Genomic DNA, 20,413 nt, shown 5'->3' on the forward strand with positions numbered 1-20,413 from the left:
GTTTATTTCTAATTGTTAAAACAAAGTTGATTGGAACGGAAGGTGCGAGACTCCTGCGGGAAAAGCGTGTCCAAGGGAGACCCCACAGGCGCAAAGGCGCCGAGGAGGCTCCCTGACCACCCGCGGAAAGCGAGTGCCCTACGTTCCAATCAACGTTCGAATTTTTACAACCCCTCGAAAACACTGTAGACAAACTCGATTTTCATCGAGTTTGTCTACAGTCTGAAAGCTCATGTGTATGAGCTTGTATAAACCAAATTAAATTTTTAAATCAAAACTAGGAAGAAAAATTAAATGGATTGATAATACCATATGCCTTCACGTTTGAATTTACTGCATTGGTCTTTGGAATAGAGGTATTCAAGGTGTGCCAATGTTTCACCCACCGCAAACCGTGATTCGTGGATTGATAAATTTTTAAAAAGGACATTGCACGCGGCATTTACGGTTATCGGCTCTTTCATGTTTTCATAAACTTCATTTAATCGATCTTGATGGTGATCCAATAATTCCACAATTCTTTTATTGGCATTTTTAAAAGGTGTTCCATGTGAAGGAATGACATATTCAACGTCCAGCTTTTGTATTTTTTTCAATGAAGTAAAAAACGCTTCTAATGGATTGTTGATGCCTCGAAACCAATACGAGATATTTGGTGAAATCCTAGGTAAAATATGATCTGTTGAGAAAAGGACACTATTTTCCTTATTATATAAGGTAATTAGCCCATCTGAATGTCCAGGTGTCAAAATCACTTCATATTCGTACTTGCCAAAACATATTTTCATCCCTTCTTCAAGATGATGATTCACAGTAGGATAGGGTTTTACCTGTGTGATAAAGCTAATTTCATCACTGGACAAGGCAGATGCTTTATCATCTATAATACCGCATGCATCATAATTGCCCTTAAGGAATTGTAGTGAACCAGGTTCCCAATATGTCGTCCCCGCCAATTCATCCACTTGTGTCATCCAAACATCTGCACCTGTTAATGCTTGTAAAGTTCCAGCATAGCCGAAATGATCTGGATGATAATGAGTAAGTACGATATCATTAACATCGTGTTTTTCAATTATGGGATTCCATATAGCCCTTGTTACTTTGTTGTTCAATCCTGTATCAATAATTGTCCACCCTATTTCACCTTCTGCTAGAAAACAATGAACGTGGTCCAACCTAAAAGGCAATGGAATGGTAATTTGAGTAACTTCCAATTCATTCAGCAAGTCTAATTCTCCTTCCAATATAGCTATTGAATTCACTTTTCTTCTTGAATTCCCTCCTTCTTTAATAACGAAAAATCATTTTACGCCATGTAGTTATGGGATTCCTTTTATGGGGACTGTTTGGTTATCATATTCTACAAACAAATAGTTAATAGAAGTAACTATTAACTAAAGTTATATAATTTATTAATTCGACGAGTTCTCTGATGTTCCTCTAATCAATATCCTTGGATTTATCGATAATGGTATAAAAATCAAATTATTATTTTCTTTAAATAGTTGAGTTGCTGTATAAAGCAACACGATAATCTTACATCAAATTCAATTCGTGTAGAAATTATTCTATAAGAGAGGTCATTTTGCTTGCTTATTCCATTGTAATCACTACTAGTTAACTTAATGAAAAAGAACCGCCATCACTATATGATGTGAAGTGAACCCAAAAAGTTAGACACTTTATTTAATTAGGCAGCCTTGAGGGCATGAACCCGGAATTCTACCGGGCTCATGCCTTTTAATTTTACCTTGATTCGTTGATGATTGTAGTAATGGATATATTCTTCTAATTCTTGTTTGAAATGCTCCATGCTTTCAAATTCTTGAAGATAAAGTAACTCTGATTTTAATAGGCCAAAGAAGTTTTCTATGACCGCATTATCGAGACAATTTCCTTTACGGGACATGCTTTGTGTAATGTTATGTCTTTTCAAATCATGCGAATATTGTTTCATCTGGTAATGCCAGCCCTGATCTGAATGAAGAATGGGTGAATCTTTCGATTCCAAGCGGTCAAAGGCTTTCTCCAGCATTTTGGAAACGAGGGGATAAACAGGCCGAGATTCGACATTATAGGCGATGATTTCTCCATTAAACAGATCAAGAATGGCCGATAAGTATAGCTTCTCCCCAGCTAGATGGAATTCTGTGACGTCTGTCACCCATTTTTCATTTGAGTTTGTTGCCTTGAAATCACGTGCTAGAATGTTGGGTGCAATCTTGCCGATTTTCCCTTTGTACGAACGGTATTTCTTCATGCGAACTAAAGACTTCAATCCTAGTTCATTCATCAATCGGAGAACTGTTTTATGATTGATGCGAGCACCTCTGTTACGTAATTCTAGGGTGATACGCCGATACCCATAGCGCCCTTTATGCGTATGGAAAATCTCTTCGATAAGGGATTTCATTTCTGTGTATTTATCCTCACGCCCGAAGGCGTTTACCCAATAATAGTATGTACTCCGTGCCATGTTAGAAATGGATAGAAGCAGATTTAAATCAAATTGTTTCCTTAGTTCATGGACTACTTTCGCTTTGTCTTTCTTTGTAGGGCTTCCTTTTCTTGAACTAAGGCATTCAACTTTTTTAGATAGGCATTCTCTGCACGTAAGTATTCTAATTCGGCAAGAAGTGCTTCTTGAGAGCCTTTAGCTGGTGATGTTTTTTTGGTTTCTTTTTTCATGGATAGACGCCCCTTTTTCTTTGGTTTAAGGGCGTCTATACCTCCTTCCTTCAACTGATTTGACCATTTCAAAAGTGTAGAATCGGAAGGAAGATTATAGTGTACAGCGGTCTCGCTGATCGATGCCCCATATTCGTTCATATAATTAAGTACCTCTAGTTTAAAGGGCAGAGTGTAATTTGTATAGGATGAAGCAATTCCTTCCATCCCATGTTCTAGATAGCGAGCGACCCATCTCTTCAGAGGGGATAAACCTACATTTCTTTCTTGTGCGATGGATTTATAGGATTTTTTCCCTTCCAAGTACTCTAAAACTGCATGTAATTTTTCGTCTATCGTATATTTAGTCAAAAAAACTGCACCTCCAATTGTTAGATGTTGTCTAACAATTGGGGTGCAGTTCAGATGGCGGTTCTTCGCTTTACTTATCTTCCTCGATTGTTTCAACAAGAATAAATAGAAAATTATAGATTAGACTAAAAGCTTCTCCTAATGACATGTCTTCTCGAAATCCTTTAACATTATTCAAGGCAAAATTCACGTCCCATAGCCCATCACCTTGGTTGAACATCAAACTGAATGACCCGATACCGCCTTGAAGCTCCTTATTTAAATAGGCTTTTATAGCATCTCCTATTTTTTTCTGAAATTTTAATCCGAACATGGCGTTATAAGTACTGAATACATCATCAACTTCCAAAGAAAGTGCCTCAACCCCGATTAGTTCGAACCATGAAGATTCAAAGTAAAGGAATTCCTCTATATTTGTTTTTAAAAACTCAATTGGTTGAGATAAAAATGCAGCAGTTTCTTCAGAAATCATTTCTTCGCTTTCTTTATTACTGCGTTCGATATAAGCATCAGCAAAGCGGAAAGTGTTTTCTTTTTCTACGATAGAAATATCGTCAGGGATTAACTTATGTCTCTCTGCATAATCCAATTCTTCTTTAAACAATTCCAGCTTGTTTTCACTTAAAGTTTTTGATATGTATGCTTCCATTTGTTTTTTTAACATGGTATGTCCTCCTAGTATCTTTTCAAACTGATCCGTTTCAATCATAGCATATTCATTACAGATAAAATAACTATGTGAAAAATCAATTAATATATCGATTGTGGCAATCGTTTGGCGTCTTCGATATAGTTATACTAGAGGGTTTTATACAAATGAAAGAAATGAGATGTTAAACATGCAAAAAATCATTATAGTGGGAGCAGGAATTTTAGGAGCCTCCACGGCCTATCAGCTTGTAAAAATGGGAGCCGATGTTGTCATTGTTGATCGCCTAGATAGAGGACAAGCCACCGCCGCTGCGGCAGGCATCGTGTGTCCATGGATTTCACAACGGCGTAATAAAGATTGGTATCACCTCGCGAAAAATGGTGCGCGTTTTTATCCCAATCTAATTAAAGAGCTTGAACGGGACGGGGAAACAGAGACTGGCTATGCCCAAGTAGGGGCTATCAGCTTACATACGGATGAAGAAAAACTGCTGGCCATGCAGAAACGAGCGACAAAGCGAAAAGAAGATGCACCTGAGATAGGGGATATTACTTTGCTCACTTCTGAGGAAACGAATGCCCTATTTCCGCCTCTTTCCGGCGAATATGCTGCTGTCCATATAAGTGGAGCCGCACGAGTCGATGGACGGGCACTTCGTGATTCATTACTTCGTGCTTCACAAAAAAACGGAGCGAAACTTATGTATGGTGAGGCTGCTCTGACATATAGCGATTCACAGGTAACAGGTGTAACAATTGCTGATGAGGTCATTGCCGCCGATAAAGTAATTGTATGCGCAGGAGCATGGGCCCATCAATTACTAGAACCATTGGGAGTCAATTTTCAAGTCAGCTTTCAAAAAGCTCAAATTGTTCATCTAGGGTTGCCGGATACAAACACAAATAACTGGCCGGTTGTTATGCCGCCTAGTGACCAATACTTGTTGGCTTTCGAAGATAATAAAATCGTAGCCGGGGCAACACATGAAAATATGGAAGTATTCGATAATCGAATGACCGCAGGAGGATTACAGGAAGTTTTTAATAAAGCATTAAATACTGCTCCTGGTTTGGCAGATAGTACGTTTATTGAAGCAAGAGTAGGGTTCAGACCCTTCACTCCTGATTTCCTTCCAGTAATTGGCCCCATACCTGATTGGGAAGGTATCATAGTTGCTAATGGGCTAGGTGCTTCCGGTCTAACAATGGGCCCTTATATCGGCTCTCAACTGGCAAATCTTGCACTTGATAGAGAAATAGACATCGATTTAGAAAAGTATGACGTGAAGGGTGCTATAGAAATGTAACCTCTTGTATTAGCGCTCGATATATAAATACACGAAACAAATAAAATAGATTAAGAATATGAACTGTGCCCAAGAAATAGACGATTGACAACAGTAATATCTTTGATTTACCACTAAATGACCCCGGCCTTTGTCCAGGGTCATTCTTTTCGGTATGCAATCGTACTTCAGTTTCGAATTCAGAGAAAAAAAAGACAAATTCTCGTTCCGAACCGAAAGGCAGGAAAAGAATTTATCTTTAAAAGGTTTTTGGGGATAGAGATAAACGATAGGGTTTACAGGTAAAACTTATTGGTTAAAACGTCCGCGCTGGCGTAGTAATTCTCGGTTCAAGTTTGGATCCTTTTCAAATGCAGCACGTCCGTGAAGCCAAAAAATATTATTAACGACAACCAAATCACCAACAGGAAGTTCTAGTTCAATTACACTTTCATCAGCTTCCAATGATTTAGAGAAATCACGTAGGTATTTTGCTTGTTCAATGGACTCAGGATAAACAAATTGATCGATAAAACAAACACCCGGCTTGTTATTATGATTAAAGAAAGTTAAACGTTCAATTTCTTGATCAATATTTTTACTTTTTGGAGCTTTATACGTAAATTTTTGATTTGCTAATTGGTGATTGACGTACTTATCAAGTTCCTTCCAATCATCAAGGTGTAATAAACGTGATTCACCTCCGCGGGCATTTTCTTCGATCGTCTTCATCATAAGCAACCAGTCTGTCGGCTCATCTACAAAGGTACCGTCTGTATGAAGAGTAAATAAACGATATGCCTGACGTAGATATGAATCGCTGCTATCTGTATCTTGTACACTAAAACGTGCATAGTACTTTCCAGACATTGCATCATGGTTTGGAGTTCCAAGTAAATGTGAAATCGCTGTTGCGAAAATAACATATTCATCAGTATTTTCAGAGACACCTTCTAAACCAAGAGTGAATCCGCCAGACTCTCGATCATGAACAATGCTCCGAAGTACTTCGCCAAACTCTTCTCCTACTTGGTCCAATAGGTAAGAAGCGACAATGCGACGTGCGTATGGTGTATATTCCAAATGTTGTACAGATTGATTATCCTTTAATACTACTTCTAAAAAACTTGCAATTGCCTCTTTTGAGATTTCAATATGATACAAACGATCTGTTTGCGGGTGAACTTTCACCTCATATATTTCAGTTTTCTTTTCAAACTTCGCTTTCTTTTTTTCTGCAATACTCATGAATAATTCCTCCTGTTATTTGTAAAATAGGGTAATGAGTTAACGGGAAATATAAAAAGCCAGTCGCACAAGTTCCCTACTAAAATAGGATTCTACTTGTACAACTGGCTTATATTCACTTCACTGCTCTATGCAAATAGAGTCACAGCGAATATGCAGTTTATGTATTATTTATGTTTCCTGTTTCCAATTATTATAATCTATTCACGATTTTGAAAAGGTATTTTACAAAAGGCGATAATATCATAATATTGGCTTAATTCAATTAAAACACTTTCGTATTCTAATGTCAACTCTTTTTACTTATTATTCAGATAAATTAAATCAAAGATCTAGTTCGGTTGTTTTGGTTTTTCCCCGGCCTTAATTTGCTGAAAATGGAGATCTAAGTCTTTTAATGCGACGATCAACGCATTTGTTGCCTTTCCCCGATAATAGGATTGAATAGATTCTATCGCATTATCAACACCATCATTTAAACTAGTCCCTTTTAACACGCGTCCAATAAATTCACGTCCATGTTCTGTTGCCAATGTACAGGAAGCTTCTAGTATAACCCCATATTTAGCATCGACTTCTGCAGTAATGGTTAACGTTTCAAAGACACTTTTTGCTGCCATTCCCTGGGGTAAACGTGCGTGACCTGCAATAAATATTGTTTTACCATTAAACATGAGGCTTCTTCCTTTCTAAAAATGATTTATTTTATTAAAGCTGCTTCCAATAAGTGCGATTGTTCTGGAATACGGTTAACAACCTCTTTTCCAATTTCAATAGAAGCTGTAGCTGCAGGAGACGGAGCGTTACATACATGAACAGTACGTTTCCCCATTATAATATGAAAGTCATCTACCATATTCCCATCGTCCTGTAGAGCCTGCGCTCGAACGCCTGCAGGTGCCGGAATTAAATCATCTTCCTGAATTTCAGGAATTAACTCCTGGAGGCTTTTCGTAAATTGCTTCTTGCTAAAAGAACGGACATATTCATCCATCCCTTCTTTCATAAATTTACTCGCGAGTTTCCAGAACCCTTTGTAACTTAAAACTTCTGTTAAATCTTTTGCATTGAAGTCCGTTTTTTTATAGCCTTCACGTTTAAAACTTAACACAGCATTTGGACCAGCATCTACTTCTCCGCTAATCATCCGAGTAAAATGGACCCCTAAAAACGGAAATTTTGGATTTGGAACAGGATAAATTAAATGGTTAACGAGATGGCGTTTTTCTGGTATCAACTTAAAATACTCGCCACGAAATGGTACAATTTTCATATCAGTTTTGTACCCCGCTGCTGCTGCAATACGGTCACTGTGCAACCCAGCACAATTAATTACCAATCGTGCTTTTAGGGTACCGTTGTTCGTCTCAATCGTTACACTATCTGATTCCTCGTTAATTTTTTCTACTTTTGTATTTAGCTTAATCTCACCGCCATATTCTTTGACAATATCGGCGATTTTTTCGCTGACCTGACGATAATTTACAATACCTGCTTGCGGGACGCGAATCGCACCAAGTCCGTTTACATGTGGTTCGATTTCCTTTAATTCATCCACACTTATTTTTTTTATAGCCAGTTCATTTTGTAGACCACGTGTATACAAATCATTAAGAATTGGTAACTCATCTTGCTTTGTCGCAACAATGACCTTTCCACAAATATCATGTTCGATTCCATGTGTTTGACAGAATTCCGTCATTGATTTGCTTCCTTGGCGAGCAAATCGTGCCTTAAAACTTCCTGGTTTATAATATATTCCTGAATGAATAACACCGCTGTTATGACCAGTTTGATGATCTGCAACAACAGACTCTTTTTCAATAACTACCACTCTCGCATTAGGATACCGCTTATAAAGTGCCATTCCCGTTGATAAACCTACAATTCCCCCACCAACAATTGCAAAATCATACATAATTACCACTCCTTATTATTTATGGTTTTTTTAGCAACTCCATACACGTGATTAAATTATTCTTTGTTCGTAAAATATGATATTCCACAGATGCTCGAAGTTCTGCAGGATCGCCTCGTAAAGCTGCTTCATAAATCATCCTGTGTTCCCGCTGAGTTTCAGGGTAATAATCAATAAGCAAGTTGGGCGCAATTGGCGAGATACCTAGCGTTTCTACCATTTTTTGAACCCTAGGCCATGGACAACCTTTTCGAAGGGTTTCATGAAAAGCCGCATTCAATTGAATATAGTGTTCATTTGTTACATCGGATAACTGAATCTCTTCCATTTCAATCAATATTTTCTCTAATTGTTTTTTGTCTTCTTTTGTTAAATAGGGAAGTGACTTTTCAACAGCTAGGCCTTCAAGAAGAGACCTAGTATGGTAGATTTCTTCAATATCATCTCGGGTTATTGGAGTGACGATAGCTCCTTTGTGTGGAACCATTTCCACTAAACCTTCCATTTGAAGCTGTGTAAGCGCTTCTCGAATGGGCATTCTGCTTACATCTAATCGTTCAGCCCATTCCTCTTGAATTAAACGCTCGCCTTTTTTCAGTGTCCCGTTTAAAATTGCCTGTCTAAGACTTTTTGTTACATTGTTTACGATTGTTGACTTATCTCTATTAGCATTATCCAATTTATCTTCCACCTTTCAACATTGGATACAATTTTAACTATAACAACTATATAAAACGATTACAATAGTAAAAATAAAAGATATTGTATCCAATCCCAAAATAATTGGATACAATATCTCGAAAATCCACCTTTTATCTATCACAAAAGAAAGTAACCTTCTGCTACGCTTACTTTAGTTCAATCTTTAATTTTTCTACTCTACGTAATAATGTCGTTCTATGGAAGACGGAGTTTTTCATCAGTTTAGACACATCCTCTCCTTTGTATAGATTATATAATTATTAATGTTGGTATTTAAAAGAGGACAAAAAATGAAGTGAACCCAAAAAGTTAGACACTTTATTTAATTAGGCAGCCTTGAGGGCATGAACCCGGAATTCTACCGGGCTCATGCCTTTTAATTTTACCTTGATTCGTTGATGATTGTAGTAATGGATATATTCTTCTAATTCTTGTTTGAAATGCTCCATGCTTTCAAATTCTTGAAGATAAAGTAACTCTGATTTTAATAGGCCAAAGAAGTTTTCTATGACCGCATTATCGAGACAATTTCCTTTACGGGACATGCTTTGTGTAATGTTATGTCTTTTCAAATCATGCGAATATTGTTTCATCTGGTAATGCCAGCCCTGATCTGAATGAAGAATGGGTGAATCTTTCGATTCCAAGCGGTCAAAGGCTTTCTCCAGCATTTTGGAAACGAGGGGATAAACAGGCCGAGATTCGACATTATAGGCGATGATTTCTCCATTAAACAGATCAAGAATGGCCGATAAGTATAGCTTCTCCCCAGCTAGATGGAATTCTGTGACGTCTGTCACCCATTTTTCATTTGAGTTTGTTGCCTTGAAATCACGTGCTAGAATGTTGGGTGCAATCTTGCCGATTTTCCCTTTGTACGAACGGTATTTCTTCATGCGAACTAAAGACTTCAATCCTAGTTCATTCATCAATCGGAGAACTGTTTTATGATTGATGCGAGCACCTCTGTTACGTAATTCTAGGGTGATACGCCGATACCCATAGCGCCCTTTATGCGTATGGAAAATCTCTTCGATAAGGGATTTCATTTCTGTGTATTTATCCTCACGCCCGAAGGCGTTTACCCAATAATAGTATGTACTCCGTGCCATGTTAGAAATGGATAGAAGCAGATTTAAATCAAATTGTTTCCTTAGTTCATGGACTACTTTCGCTTTGTCTTTCTTTGTAGGGCTTCCTTTTCTTGAACTAAGGCATTCAACTTTTTTAGATAGGCATTCTCTGCACGTAAGTATTCTAATTCGGCAAGAAGTGCTTCTTGAGAGCCTTTAGCTGGTGATGTTTTTTTGGTTTCTTTTTTCATGGATAGACGCCCCTTTTTCTTTGGTTTAAGGGCGTCTATACCTCCTTCCTTCAACTGATTTGACCATTTCAAAAGTGTAGAATCGGAAGGAAGATTATAGTGTACAGCGGTCTCGCTGATCGATGCCCCATATTCGTTCATATAATTAAGTACCTCTAGTTTAAAGGGCAGAGTGTAATTTGTATAGGATGAAGCAATTCCTTCCATCCCATGTTCTAGATAGCGAGCGACCCATCTCTTCAGAGGGGATAAACCTACATTTCTTTCTTGTGCGATGGATTTATAGGATTTTTTCCCTTCCAAGTACTCTAAAACTGCATGTAATTTTTCGTCTATCGTATATTTAGTCAAAAAAACTGCACCTCCAATTGTTAGATGTTGTCTAACAATTGGGGTGCAGTTCAAAAACTTGGTCCTCTTTATGTTTTTCAACTATGCTCCCGTTTGTTATTTTGAAAAAGGTGATTCTTTTTTTCTGACTATGATACAATTAACTAAAAAACCAAATTTATACAAAGGAGTGAGGATATAATGAGTAAAGAAGTATATATTATTGGCGATATTCGCACTAATAATTTCACGGATGAAAATTTATTCGATAAAATTGGGTCATTATGGAATAAAATGAATGATTTCAATATTGAAAATGATATTAAGTATGGGGTTTACCATCAATACACAAGTAATTATCGTGGTGACTATACTTTAACTATTGCTACTGAAACTCCAGTGTCAAATGAAAAAATTATTATTCCAGAAAATGAATATAAAGTGTTTGAATGTTTACAAGATGAGCATTCCATAAGTGAAACTTGGAAAAAGATATGGCAGACTTGAAGATGAAAAAAAGTTAAATAGGGCATATAGCCTGGATTATGAAAAATATTATCCTGATGGAAAAGTGGAAATACATATAGCGATTAAATAATGCATTAACAAAAGAACCCTATAAAATATAGGGTTCTTTTGTGATGTCCCTAAAAAATAGTTATCTAAGATCTTTGTTATCTATACTATCCTTAGCTCAATTTCCCATTGAATTTAACACCTAATATCTAAGAAGAAAAAGACACTGTCATTACTCTTGTTGAGCAATATTCCCTCATGTTCTTTATTCTTCCCTCTTTATTTTAGATTCATCAAATATTTTGTTAGTACAGATTTAAATATCTTTTCTAAATATAAGGAATTCTACTTTCCAGTTATTTATAATGTGCGCTGATGGTTCTATAAAATAACAACTATTCCAAAAGAATATTATATTAATATGTAAGATATTTAATAACAAAACTTTTTTTGATTTACCTCATTTTATTCCCCAGGGTTTCTTATAAGATGGACCACCAATTTATATACAAATGATTCATCCTAGATAATTTACTCTTAAATTTAGAATTATAATTGAAATAACTAGTTTACATAATGTTATTATGATAAATAAAAAAGAACCTTATTGGTCCTTTTTTTAATAATAGAAATCCATCAATGTTTCGTCCATTAAATCCTGTGTGAGTCCTATGTATATCATCGTATCTTTTGGATTGGAGTGATTAAGAATTTGTTGAAGTAAAGCGATATCCTTAAATTTTTGATAATGCAAATAGCCAAATGTTTTTCGGAGTGTATGTGTCCCAACATCCGGAATATCAGCCATTTCTGCTGCTTTGTTTAAAACCCTATATGCTTGTACCCTAGTGATTGGACCATTTCCTTTTCGGCTAGGAAATAAATAGTTTTCACTTTTTAGGTTCATCTTCCGAACATACTTCCGGACTTCTTTCCGAAGTTGAGGATTGACAAGGAACCGTTTAATTTTCTCTGTCTTTTGCTCTACAATGACGATATGCGTTCCCTCTAGGATATCTTTTACACGTAACTGTAAAAGATCACCGATTCGAAGTCCAATGTTAATCCCGATAGAGAACATCATATAATCGCGGTAGTCGCAATATTTTAATAGAGATTTTTTCATCTTATCTATGTGATCCAGTCGGCGTATCGGCTGGACATTTTTGATTCTTTGAGAGGTTGCTTGCATGAGTAACTCATTCCCCTTTCCTCTTCTTTCATTGTACGTGAATTGACGAAAAAAAGGCAAGTTTTTTAAATTATAATGCTCTCAAAAACCTTGATTTGACGCGATTTCGAATGTATCAATACAGGTCCTTTGTTACATTCGGAATATTCTTATATTAATAGTAGATAAAGAGTTTAATTCTCCCAATCCCCTTAAATGTATTTTAATAGCGTTTAGAAAGACTTTATAACAATCGCGATGAAATACCCTAACGATTAAAAATGGACACCTTAAAATCAATTTATGGGACCTGTTTTTTATCTTTTATTGTTTTTTTTATGAAAAATGTAGAAGTTCAAACACTGGTATTTTTTTCAGGATTATAATTTACAATAATACCCTTTCTCTTCCCTGTGACATTATACAACTTTCCCCATTTATTTTATTTACGATAATAACATTATGTAAACTATATATTTTTAATATTTATTCTATTACATTTGATAAAGAGCCTTACATATCTCTTCATCAAATGTAAGTTTTATCCAAGTCTCTCAGCGGATATAAAAACTTGCACCGTCAATCATCTCAATTTCCGGGTAGGCTCTTAGTTGATCCATCAATTGGAAAAGTGCACCATCTTTTTGCTTCGCTTCAATCATACAATCTAACTGTGGTAAACTTCCTTTTATTTGTTGTAAAAACTCCATAAACATATCCGGATCAACGTAATCAGCGTGTGCTCTAAATTCTTTTTCCGATCTTGGGCTAGAAATATGCATCTTCGGAGATAGTTTGGAGTAATCCCAAGTTTGGAGTATTCGATTCCAATGATCAATCCATTTTTCAGATGCCGAATGGTGCGCAAGGTAATGGTGGTAATCAAAAACCATGGGAATTCCTAGTTTTTCACACAAGTAGAGAGTTTCCGATAAAGTAAATGTAGTATCATCGTTTTCAAGAATCACCATTTTTTGAATCGACTCAGGTATAAACCCCCAATTATGTATAAACTGCTCTAGCGCCTGTTCATGTTCACCATAACCACCACCGACATGGAGAACACAACGATGCTCAGGGTCCAATCCCATTTTTTTTAATAAAGTATAATGAATTCTTAATGTTTTTAGAGAAGTCTTCAGTATATCGATATTCGAACTATTTAAAATGACGAAATGATCTGGATGAAAATCAATTCTTATAGCTGGCTGATTAGTAAGATAGGTTTTAATTTTTTCAAGTTCTTCTGAAATTGGTTCTAGGTAGTCCCATTCTGGAATTTCTGGGTGATTGACAAGGGGAATGAGTTTAGATGAAAGCCTAAAAAATTGGATATCATGAGCTGCGTTATGGATTAGTAATCGCCAGCAATTATTAAAATTAGAAACTGAAATGCGTTCAAGTTTTCTTATGGCTGCCTCCCTATCCTTAATTTTCGAAAACTGGGAAAAAGTCATGGTTTGGGATGGTGAGCAGTTTGGCACATGAGTACTCATGGCCACATAACCAAGGCGGATTAAAGTCAAATGGATAACCCCCTTATATTTTTTTGTTGTTTTTGTCAGTATTCCCTTATTTATCTTTAATATGAATAATAAAAAAGAGCCTCATAATTTGAACTGCCCCCCAATTGTTAGACAACATCTAACAATTGGGGGAGCAGTTTTTTTTTGACTAAATATACGATAGACGAAAAACTACATGCAGCTTTTGAGTACTTGGAAGGGAAAAAAACTATAAATTTATTGCCTTTGTTACCAAAATGCTGGATAAAGCCTTTGACCGCTTGGAATCGAAAGATTCACCCATTCTTCATTCAGATTAGGGCTAGCATTACCAGATGAAACAATATTGCATGATTTAAAAGGACATAACACTACACAAAGCATGTCCCACAAAAGAAATTGTATCGATAATGCGGTCATTGAAAACTTCTTTGGCATATTAAAATTAGATTTACTCTATCTTCAAGAATTTGAAAGCATGGAGCATTTCAAACAAGAACTAGAAGAAGAATATATCCATTACTACAGTCTCAAACGAATCAAGGTAAAATTAAAAGGCATGAGCCGGGTCGATTACCGGGTTCATGCCTTCAAGGCTGACCTATTAAATAAAGTGTCTACCTTTTTGGGTTACTTCATTTCAGGCTCTTTTTCATTTATTTACTCGCTTGTAACTATTTAATTTGGAAATTCATAAACTTAAACCTCAGGAGTAGGTGTTGGTTTTGCATATCCACTCTTATATTTTTCATCCACTTTAGTACGGATATCTTTAATTGACATCCCATCCCTTAAATCTAAAATGGATTGAGCTGCTATTTCTAGGCAAACTCCACATCTAGTACCATGATCGTCCCAAACCACTTCACCACTTTTTTTATTTTCATGGATAAAACAATCGTAATTGTTTTTATGGTTAGCTTCTTCGCCACAACCACAGTAACATGGTATATTTTCTAATAGTTCCTGATTTTGAGCAACCGCTAAATAGATGGTTTTCATTTCTTCTGGTTTTCCAGATAGAAATTCAGGTGCTATTTCCTTACTGCTAGTCTCTTCTTGTAGATCTCCTGAAACAGTATGGGCTGAATGGCCTTCATGACTAGTTTCTTTATCCACAACACTTTTTTCTTCATTCGAACAACCGGAAAGTAGTAAAGATGAACAGATACCAATTATGGCTATTAATTTAAAATTCATTTGCACACTCCTTGAATATTATAGTTACTCCCATTTTATGGGGTGGAATGTATTTCTACAAGTTATTTCACAAAAAGTACATTATTAAATGATGTCTTCATGAAAAGATATTTTTAAATTATTCAAGTAATGTAAGAAAGGCATTCATCAAAGGACCCTTCCCTATTAATTTATTCTCATTTGTTTCTTCTTTGATAGCGTCAGTGGAATGGTTATGAACGAATTTCCGGCTAAAATCCAAAACCAGCTAGAGTTACTTATCCCAAATGACTCAGAGCCATTTTGCCTCACAATCGATAATTAAAATTTCAGTGACTTGTACATCCTGACAAGCCTCTACACAACGGCCGCAAAGGATGCATTGGTCCTGATCATAACGGAAAATGGATTTAAATTATCCATTACATACGGTTGATGAATGACCCATTATTGTAATCACAAACCGTACAGTACAGTTCATGGTTATACAGTATCTTGAACATTGCGATAACCTATGCTTCTTTGACATCAGGTGCAACTGTATCAATTACATCCCCATCTTTGAATTCGGTAGAACACAATCTCACAAGCTCTCCATTAACATTCACGAGACATGACATGCATCACATGTTTCAATCGGGTCTAAGTTTGGATGGTAACAAACATTCGAAACTTAAATCGAACTATTTGTTAGCAAATGTAAAATTGTTTGATTACCGTTCAGGATGGCCTCAGCCTCATTAATAATTATATGTACTTTCTCTGGCAAAATAATCGTCTCCTCACTAAAAAAACGAGAAAATTTATTCATTTAATATTTTCTGCACTAGGAAATTTTCCCTGAACTTAATTAATGATGGGAGATTATATTTCAACATTATTAGCTATTTCACTATTCCATTTTTTAGTAAATATTTCGATAGAAAGCTAAAAAAACAAATTCGAAGTGAGTGATCACCTATCATTCACTTCGAATCACTATTTTACAAATTACTTCTCAACACATATGAACTTAAAGGGGAAACGGTTATATGACTCCCCTGAATCCTTTCAATTTCTTCTAGACCCGCCCGCTGACCATTCGCTAAAACAGCCCATTCTCCATGGAGTGGGAGTGTAAAATTTACAGCTTCCCAGTTTGCATTATGAATAACAACAATCTTTGAATGTTCTGTCATTAGAGTAAATGCAATTACATTCGCCGGAGCATCAAGGAATATTAACTGCTGCTCGATGTCTTCAGCTGTTCTTAACCTGAAAGCGGAAATATTGTTTCGAAGCGAAATTAGCCCTTTTAAATATTCTACTTCATAATCAAACTCCGCTCTTCTTTTCCAATCCAATCGGTTAACCCAGTCAGATGATTGATAGCTATTTTCATCTCCATCCTTTGTTCGCATAAATTCTTGTCCAGCATGGATCATTGGAATTCCCTGTGACAGTAATACCACTGAGGAACCAAGCTTGTGCATCTGCTTACGTTCTTGCTCTGTCGCATCTGGATTGGTAATTACGAGCTTATCCCATAATGTATAATTATCATGGGCCTCGACATAGTTGATGACCTGGGCTGGATTTTGATAGGTTGCTATATGATCATCGTATTTCAATCCACCAGCTATCCCTTTTTTAATGATATCTTCCATACCTGGTTTGCCATTGATAAAGCCTTTATCATGTTCATTCATCACAAAGCCTTTTAGCCCATCCCGGATAGCGTCATTAAAATGTGCTATACCAGGCATTTTATAAGCATTCTTTTGATTCGCTTTCTGATCCTGAGACAATGTGGTATTCATATCCCACCCTTCTCCTAAAACAATAATAGTCGGATCAATTTCACCAACAGCTTTTTTCACTTCATTCATCGTTTCCACATCATGAATCCCCATTAAATCAAAACGGAAGCCGTCGAGGTTAAACTCTTTCGCCCAATAGATTACAGATTCAACGATAAATTTACGCATCATTTTATGTTCGGACGCTGTGTCGTTTCCTACACCGGTACCATTGGATAGTGTGCCGTCCTCGTTAAAGCGAAAAAAATAGTTAGGTACAAGTTTGTTAAAGCTAGAATCATCCACCGAATATACGTGATTGTAAACTACATCCATAATTACACGTAATCCCTTATCATGTAATGCTTGGATCATCTGCTTCGCCTCACGAATTCTGAGCTTTGGTTGGAAGGGGTCAGTCGAATAAGACCCTTCTGGTGCATTATAATTCTTTGGGTCGTATCCCCAATTATATTGAGGTTCATTTAATTTCATTTCATTGACAGTAGCAAAATCAAAAATGGGGATAAATTGAACATGAGTCACACCCAAATCCTTAATATGATCGAGACCAGTTTTAACTCCTTCAGGACCTTTGGTACCCATTTCGGTTACTCCTAAAAATTTCCCTTTATTTTGAATTCCACTTTCAGGATGAATCGATAAATCCCTGATATGAATTTCATAGATAATTGCATCCTCAGGGCTATTCAGCGCAGGTTTATCATTTGTCCACTTTTCTGGGTTGGTGTCTGCTAAATCTATTACAACACCTCTATTCCCATTTACAGTCACTGCCCGGACATAGGGATCCACAGCTTCATTCCATACATCGCCCACTTTCACTTTATATGTATAAATCAACCCATCCTGATCACCGGATATTTCAACAGTCCACGTTCCCTTCTCCGAACGCTGCATATCAATTTCTAATCCATCTGTATCATCCCAACGTTTATAAGTAACGAGCTTAGCTTCAGATGAAGTAGGAGCCCATAACCGGAAGGAAGTTTTATCTTTTAAATAGGAATTTCCTAAGTCTTTTCCTTCATAGTAATAAAGATTATCCAGTTCTTCAGGATTTTGAGTATTTGCAATGGGTAGAACATCCGACTTATTATCGAGATCTTTATCTTTAGGTGTTTGATTGGTATTTTCCTCTTCAAAATAAGAAAGTGAATCTTTAATAGGTCATTCCTCCAATGAAATTCCTATTTCAAAACAGGAATTTATTTCATATATTTTTATTATTTCCTTTTTATGAAGGGTTGCTATCAAAAATCAGTGTGATATTTTCAATATGATTCCAACGCCCTAGGGTCTCAGGGATATATGTTAATAAACTTGATGTATTCATTTATCAATAATAAGTATTATCACCCGAAAAAAGTTCAGGAATAATTGAGAATCTCGATGTCCATTTTTTATAGTTTAGTTTATCTAAGTTGTTCCAAAAATCATAAACCTGTACTACTTTTACATAAAATTCTACTTCTGTGTAGAATATACCTCTCTTTGTCTTTTAAATAGTCATATTGAAATTCTATACCTTAAAAAGTGATAAAAAAAATGCCTCCATAACAGTTTTACGGTCTTGGAGGCATTTCTAGTACTCTTTATGGTGTTTTGATTATTTTAACCTGATTATCTTCAACAACTGCCATGAAGTTTTTCACTTTAGGCTGATCAAAGATATAGTCAGTAATGCCATCTTCTAGCTGTTCCTGAAGAACACGGCGGAGCGGTCTTGCCCCGAATGATGGATGATAACCTAACTCGATCAGTTTTTGTTTTGCTTCATCTGTTACGACCAATGATATGTCTTGAGAAGTAAGTGTTTTGTCAAGATCCTGAATCATAATATCAACAATTTGCAAAAGGTCTTCCTTCTTCAGTGCTGAGAATTCAATGATGCTGTCAAATCGGTTCAGGAATTCCGGTTTGAAGAAACTGCCTAATGATTGTAAGATAGAAGCTTCATCTACGGCTGTACTTGTACCGAATCCCATTACTTTTTGTTTTTCCCCGACTCCAGCATTAGATGTCATGATAATGACGGTATCTTTAAAGGTAACAGTACGTCCCTGGCTATCAGTTAACCGGCCATCTTCTAGAATTTGTAAGAACATGTGCATCACATCTGGATGTGCTTTTTCAATCTCATCCAATAAGATAATACTGTAGGGCTTACGACGAACTTTTTCAGTTAATTGGCCTGCTTCCTCATGTCCTACGTATCCAGGAGGAGAACCAATTAATTTGGAAACACTATGTTTCTCCATAAATTCACTCATATCAAGGCGAATCATGGCTTCTTTATCACCAAATAATTCCAAAGCAAGGGTTTTCGCTAATTCAGTTTTCCCAACTCCTGTCGGACCAACGAATAGGAAAGAACCAGTGGGACGGTTTTTGGACTTCAAACCGGCACGACTCCTTCGGACGGCCTTCGCAACTTTCCTGACTGCTTCTTCCTGCCCAATTACTTTTTTCATAAGCTCCTCTTGAAGATGAAGCATTCTTTCCTGCTCATCTTCTTGCAGCTTGCCTACAGGGATTCCAGTTTTTTGTTCGATAATCTTTTGGATATCTTCGACAGTGACGTTTGGTTTAACTGAATTTACTCCAGCTTGCAATGATTTTTCCAGTTTTTCTTCTTCATCCCGAAGTACAGCTGCTTTTTCATAGTCTTCTTCATTTAGGGCCTGCTCTTTTTCCTTATAGATATTTGCAAGACGTTCTTTCATAACCTCTTCCTGTCCATCTTCAATGGTCAAGTTTAATTTAGAACCTGCCTCGTCCATTAAGTCGATTGCTTTGTCAGGTAGAAAACGGTCTTGAATGTAGCGGTTTGAAAGTTCAACAGCTGCTCTAAGCGCTTCCTCGCTATATGTGACCCCATGATACGCTTCATAACTGTCTTTTAAACCTTGCAAAATAACCAATGCTTCATCTGTTGTAGGCTCATTAACCTGAACGGGTTGAAAGCGGCGTTCAAGTGCTCCGTCTTTTTCAATTTTCCGATATTCAGACAAAGTGGTCGCTCCCACCAGCTGAAGTTCACCTCGTGCAAGTGCGGGTTTTAAGATATTCCCAGCATCCATCGATCCTTCGGCTGAACCAGCACCGACAATTTGGTGAATTTCATCAATGAATAAAATGACATTCTTTCTTTCCTGCAATTCACTGATTAATTGCTTCATTCGTTCTTCGAATTGTCCCCGGATTCCAGTGTTTGTAACAAGTGAAGCGATATCAAGCATATACACCAGCTTATTACGCAATTTAACAGGAACTGCACCTTCAACAATGGCTAGAGCAAGTCCTTCAGCAATCGCTGTTTTACCTACGCCAGGTTCACCTATTAATACTGGATTATTTTTATTACGTCTATTTAGAACTTCAATCACTCTTTTTATTTCTTCATTCCTGCCGATAACCGGATCAATTAGGCCTGCTTTAGCAGCATCTGTCAGATTCTGCCCGTACTCTTCTAATAATCCTCTTCCGCCGCTTTGTTGAGCAGGTTCCGGTTGAGGGATTTTACTATTATTAAAGGGATTGAATAAATTGTGGGATCCATTAAATTGGAAGTTCCCTAAATCTTTTCCTCCCATAGCTGCACCAAGTTTATTTCTCTCTTCTTTATAACAAGTGGAGCACAGCATAACATCATGCTCCTGACCATTCATATTTAGATGTACTTGAATATTAGCTTGGTTTACATGGCATTTTTCACAAAGCATGTAGTACTCCTCCTTAA

15 protein-coding genes and 2 pseudogenes are annotated in these 20,413 nt (G+C 36.6%); 3 read left to right on the forward strand and 14 right to left on the reverse strand.

Annotation, left to right across the window (positions count from 1 at the left end; all coding sequences use genetic code 11):
* Nucleotides 1-290: 290 nt before the first annotated feature.
* From JFU24_RS02885 to JFU24_RS02895, 3 genes are all read right to left on the reverse strand, one after another.
* Nucleotides 291-1,229 carry an MBL fold metallo-hydrolase gene (locus tag JFU24_RS02885; RefSeq protein ID WP_201249471.1) on the reverse strand — a complete coding sequence of 313 codons (939 nt, stop codon included), beginning with the start codon at nt 1,227-1,229 and terminating at the stop codon, nt 291-293.
* A gap of 464 nt (nt 1,230-1,693) precedes the next feature.
* Nucleotides 1,694-3,042, reverse strand: a protein-coding gene (locus tag JFU24_RS02890; protein ID WP_201182105.1) for an IS3 family transposase whose coding sequence is annotated in 2 segments (ribosomal slippage) — nt 1,694-2,598 and nt 2,598-3,042 — 1,350 coding nt in all. Because the reading frame shifts where the segments join, the coding sequence is not laid out codon by codon here.
* 70 nt (nt 3,043-3,112) lie between these two features.
* Nucleotides 3,113-3,706, reverse strand: a complete 594-nt coding sequence (locus JFU24_RS02895) for a branched-chain amino acid aminotransferase (RefSeq protein WP_190269573.1) — start codon at nt 3,704-3,706, stop codon at nt 3,113-3,115.
* Between the two features lie 175 nt (nt 3,707-3,881).
* On the opposite strand from JFU24_RS02895, the gene JFU24_RS02900 reads away from it, so the two are divergent.
* A complete protein-coding gene (locus JFU24_RS02900) occupies nt 3,882-5,000 on the forward strand; it encodes an NAD(P)/FAD-dependent oxidoreductase (RefSeq protein ID WP_201180520.1) in 1,119 nt (372 codons plus the stop codon).
* A gap of 288 nt (nt 5,001-5,288) precedes the next feature.
* Here the strand turns inward: JFU24_RS02900 and glaH are convergent, their stop codons facing one another.
* The 5 genes from glaH to JFU24_RS02925 form a co-directional block, all read right to left on the reverse strand.
* Entirely contained in the window at nt 5,289-6,227 is a 939-nt protein-coding gene (glaH, locus tag JFU24_RS02905; protein ID WP_201249472.1) for a glutarate dioxygenase GlaH, read from the reverse strand.
* A gap of 332 nt (nt 6,228-6,559) precedes the next feature.
* A complete protein-coding gene (locus JFU24_RS02910) occupies nt 6,560-6,901 on the reverse strand; it encodes a DUF3870 domain-containing protein (RefSeq protein ID WP_201249473.1) in 342 nt (113 codons plus the stop codon).
* Between the two features lie 26 nt (nt 6,902-6,927).
* A complete protein-coding gene (gene lhgO / locus JFU24_RS02915) occupies nt 6,928-8,145 on the reverse strand; it encodes an L-2-hydroxyglutarate oxidase (RefSeq protein WP_201224561.1) in 1,218 nt (405 codons plus the stop codon).
* Nucleotides 8,146-8,164: 19 nt separating this feature from the next.
* Nucleotides 8,165-8,824, reverse strand: a complete 660-nt coding sequence (locus JFU24_RS02920) for a GntR family transcriptional regulator (protein ID WP_056519518.1) — start codon at nt 8,822-8,824, stop codon at nt 8,165-8,167.
* Between the two features lie 349 nt (nt 8,825-9,173).
* A protein-coding gene (locus tag JFU24_RS02925) for an IS3 family transposase (protein WP_201182105.1) occupies nt 9,174-10,522 on the reverse strand; the annotation gives its coding sequence in 2 pieces (ribosomal slippage) (nt 9,174-10,078 and nt 10,078-10,522; 1,350 coding nt in all).
* 180 nt (nt 10,523-10,702) lie between these two features.
* Between JFU24_RS02925 and JFU24_RS02930 the strand changes: the two genes are divergently transcribed.
* Nucleotides 10,703-11,008, forward strand: a complete 306-nt coding sequence (locus JFU24_RS02930; protein WP_201224563.1) for a GyrI-like domain-containing protein — start codon at nt 10,703-10,705, stop codon at nt 11,006-11,008.
* 628 nt (nt 11,009-11,636) lie between these two features.
* Here JFU24_RS02930 and JFU24_RS02935 read toward each other — a convergent pair.
* On the reverse strand, nt 11,637-12,209 hold the full coding sequence (locus tag JFU24_RS02935) for a site-specific integrase (RefSeq protein ID WP_207203192.1): 573 nt from the start codon (nt 12,207-12,209) through the stop codon (nt 11,637-11,639).
* Between the two features lie 533 nt (nt 12,210-12,742).
* Entirely contained in the window at nt 12,743-13,714 is a 972-nt protein-coding gene (gene uvsE / locus JFU24_RS02940) for a UV DNA damage repair endonuclease UvsE (protein ID WP_201224564.1), read from the reverse strand.
* 221 nt (nt 13,715-13,935) lie between these two features.
* On the opposite strand from uvsE, the pseudogene JFU24_RS02945 reads away from it, so the two are divergent.
* Nucleotides 13,936-14,291 (forward strand): annotated as a pseudogene (locus JFU24_RS02945) (transposase); the annotation flags it as partial.
* A 101-nt stretch (nt 14,292-14,392) separates the two neighbouring features.
* Here JFU24_RS02945 and JFU24_RS02950 read toward each other — a convergent pair.
* From JFU24_RS02950 to JFU24_RS02965, 4 genes and pseudogenes are all read right to left on the reverse strand, one after another.
* Nucleotides 14,393-14,893, reverse strand: coding sequence for a PCYCGC motif-containing (lipo)protein (locus JFU24_RS02950; protein WP_201224566.1), 501 nt, complete (start codon nt 14,891-14,893; stop codon nt 14,393-14,395).
* Between the two features lie 271 nt (nt 14,894-15,164).
* Nucleotides 15,165-15,278 (reverse strand): 4Fe-4S binding protein, encoded by a 114-nt coding sequence (locus tag JFU24_RS30660; RefSeq protein WP_309559272.1) that lies wholly within the window; start codon nt 15,276-15,278, stop codon nt 15,165-15,167.
* Between the two features lie 577 nt (nt 15,279-15,855).
* A pseudogene (gene pulA / locus JFU24_RS02960) lies at nt 15,856-17,796 on the reverse strand (type I pullulanase); the annotation flags it as partial.
* A gap of 470 nt (nt 17,797-18,266) precedes the next feature.
* Nucleotides 18,267-20,396 (reverse strand): ATP-dependent Clp protease ATP-binding subunit, encoded by a 2,130-nt coding sequence (locus JFU24_RS02965; protein WP_201224567.1) that lies wholly within the window; start codon nt 20,394-20,396, stop codon nt 18,267-18,269.
* Nucleotides 20,397-20,413: the final 17 nt, after the last annotated feature.

Origin of the sequence: Peribacillus sp. TH27 (assembly GCF_016650915.1) — a bacterium.
In the GTDB taxonomy this organism is placed as follows: domain Bacteria; phylum Bacillota; class Bacilli; order Bacillales; family DSM-1321; genus Peribacillus; species Peribacillus butanolivorans.

Excerpts from the sequence above, each read along its gene's own strand:
- JFU24_RS02895 (WP_190269573.1), bottom strand. The coding sequence starts at position 3,706 with ATGTTAAAAAAACAAATGGAAGCATACATATCAAAAACTTTAAGTGAA.
- JFU24_RS02900 (WP_201180520.1), top strand. The coding sequence starts at position 3,882 with ATGCAAAAAATCATTATAGTGGGAGCAGGAATTTTAGGAGCCTCCACG.
- glaH (WP_201249472.1), bottom strand. The coding sequence starts at position 6,227 with ATGAGTATTGCAGAAAAAAAGAAAGCGAAGTTTGAAAAGAAAACTGAA.
- JFU24_RS02910 (WP_201249473.1), bottom strand. The coding sequence starts at position 6,901 with ATGTTTAATGGTAAAACAATATTTATTGCAGGTCACGCACGTTTACCC.
- lhgO (WP_201224561.1), bottom strand. The coding sequence starts at position 8,145 with ATGTATGATTTTGCAATTGTTGGTGGGGGAATTGTAGGTTTATCAACG.
- JFU24_RS02930 (WP_201224563.1), top strand. The coding sequence starts at position 10,703 with ATGAGTAAAGAAGTATATATTATTGGCGATATTCGCACTAATAATTTC.
- JFU24_RS02935 (WP_207203192.1), bottom strand. The coding sequence starts at position 12,209 with ATGCAAGCAACCTCTCAAAGAATCAAAAATGTCCAGCCGATACGCCGA.
- JFU24_RS02950 (WP_201224566.1), bottom strand. The coding sequence starts at position 14,893 with ATGAATTTTAAATTAATAGCCATAATTGGTATCTGTTCATCTTTACTA.
- JFU24_RS02965 (WP_201224567.1), bottom strand. The coding sequence starts at position 20,396 with ATGCTTTGTGAAAAATGCCATGTAAACCAAGCTAATATTCAAGTACAT.